General features: G+C 63.1%; 3 protein-coding genes. All 3 read left to right on the plus strand.

The features are described 5' to 3' along the window. The first annotated feature begins 127 nt into the window (after positions 1-127). Positions 128-823 carry a fumarylacetoacetate hydrolase family protein gene (locus tag EN906_RS32450; RefSeq protein WP_127273131.1) on the plus strand — a complete coding sequence of 232 codons (696 nt, stop codon included), beginning with the start codon at positions 128-130 and terminating at the stop codon, positions 821-823. A gap of 4 nt (positions 824-827) precedes the next feature. After that, positions 828-1,478, plus strand: coding sequence for a maleylacetoacetate isomerase (gene maiA, locus EN906_RS32455; protein ID WP_127271345.1), 651 nt, complete (start codon positions 828-830; stop codon positions 1,476-1,478). Continuing rightward, the coding region (locus EN906_RS32460; RefSeq protein WP_127375695.1) for a DUF4262 domain-containing protein at positions 1,468-1,925 on the plus strand (458 nt) is incomplete at its 3' end. The genes maiA and EN906_RS32460, both read left to right, overlap by 11 nt.

A 1,925-nucleotide genomic window follows, 5' to 3' on the forward strand; every position in this document is an offset into this window, starting at 1 on the left:
GCCAGATTATTGCCAAATAGTATATCGCCATCTCCGGCGGAAAGTGCCGCCGGCACTTTCTCGACCAAATCGCCTTGTCCAGGCCCTAAATCGGTCGAATGTTCCGGCAACCAAGCAGAGACCCTTGATGACAGAATTCGTCCTTCCCCTGCCCGCAACCGCATCGGTGGCCGTCGCCGGTTCGTCCGATCGTTTTGCGGTGCGCCGTATCTACTGCGTCGGCCGCAACTACGCGGCGCATGCCCGCGAATTCGGCAATGACGAGCGTGATCCGCCCTTCTTCTTCACCAAGCCGGCCGACGCGGTGGTCGATTCCGGCACCGCTATCCCCTACCCGCCGCTGACGGCCAATCTGCACCACGAGATCGAACTGGTGGCCGCGATCGGCAAAGCCGGCTTCCGCATTCCCCGCGACAAGGCGCTGGACCATGTCTGGGGCTATGGTGTCGGCATCGACCTCACCCGCCGCGATCTGCAGGACGAGGCCAAGAAGGCCGCCCGGCCCTGGGACTGGTCGAAGGCCTTCGACCGCTCCGCCCCTTGCGGCCCGCTGGTGCAAGCGCAGGAATCCGGCCATCCACGGAAAGGCCGCATCTGGCTCGCCGTCAACGGCAAGGTCAGGCAGGACGCCGACCTCGCCGAACTGATCTGGCCGATATCGGATATCGTGTCGATCTGCAGCGAGGCGATGGAACTCGAGCCCGGCGACCTGATCTTCACCGGTACGCCGGCAGGCGTCGGCGCGGTTGGCGTCGGCGACACGATGACCGGCGGCGTCGACGGCATCGGGACCATCGAAGTGACCATCGGCCAACCGAAGTGAGGCCATGAGCGAACTCATCCTGCACAACTACTATCGCTCCTCCACCTCCTATCGGGTGCGGATCGCGCTGGAGATGAAGGGGCTGAGCTACGACTATGTCCCGCATCATCTGCGCCATGGCGAGCATCTGGAACCAGCCTATCTCGCGGTCAATCCTCAAGGGCTGGTGCCGGCGCTGATCCTCGGCGACGGCACGCTGCTGACCCAATCGCTGGCGATCATCGAGTTCCTCGACGAGACCAAACCGGAACCACCGCTGCTGCCGAAGGACCCGGCCGGCCGGGCACGCGTGAGAATGCTGGCGCAGATGATCGCCTGCGACATCCACCCGGTGAACAATCTGCGCGTGCTGACCTCGCTGCGCACTCTGTTCGGCGCCGGCGACGAAGACATCACCAACTGGTTCCGCCACTGGGTGAACGAGGGTTTCCGGCCGCTTGAAAAGATCATGGCGTCGTCGGCGGAGACGGGTACATTCTGCCATGGCGATGCGCCGGGCCTGGCCGACATCTGCCTCGCCGCGCAGATTGCCAGCAACGCCCGGTTTGGCGTCGATCTGACGCCCTACCCGACGATCGCGCGCATCAACGCCGCCTGCATGGCGCTGCCGGCCTTCCAGAAAGCCGCGCCCCAGAACCAGCTCGATGCCGAGTAGAGAAGCCACTGACCCGGATGAAGCCAAGGCGCTGGCCGATATCGAGGCCTATGGCTGCCACATCTTGCATGTGCTGGAGGAAGGCGACGATCCGCCTTTCACCTATTCGGTTGGAATAGAGCACAACTTCAAGGCGCCGGAACTCATCGTCATCGGCCTGAAGCCGGAAATCTCCCAGTTCATCATCAACGAGTATTGCAGCCGCGTCCGCTCCGGCGAGGTTTTCCAACCAGGGCAGCGATCGTCCGGTTTTATCGAAGGTTTCGACTGTCAATTCGGCACCGTTCACATCGAACACTACCGCGAGCATTTCGGCTGGGACCTCTGGTTCTACGACGGCCTGGATTTCCGTGTTCTCCAGCTGATCTATCCCACTGTGGACGGCATCTGGCCACGGCAGGCCGAGGCGAGCAACTGGTTCCGGGCCTGGCAGCCGCTTCTCGACAC

The sequence above is a fragment of the Mesorhizobium sp. M7A.F.Ca.CA.004.06.1.1 genome (genome assembly GCF_003999135.1).
GTDB lineage: Bacteria > Pseudomonadota > Alphaproteobacteria > Rhizobiales > Rhizobiaceae > Mesorhizobium.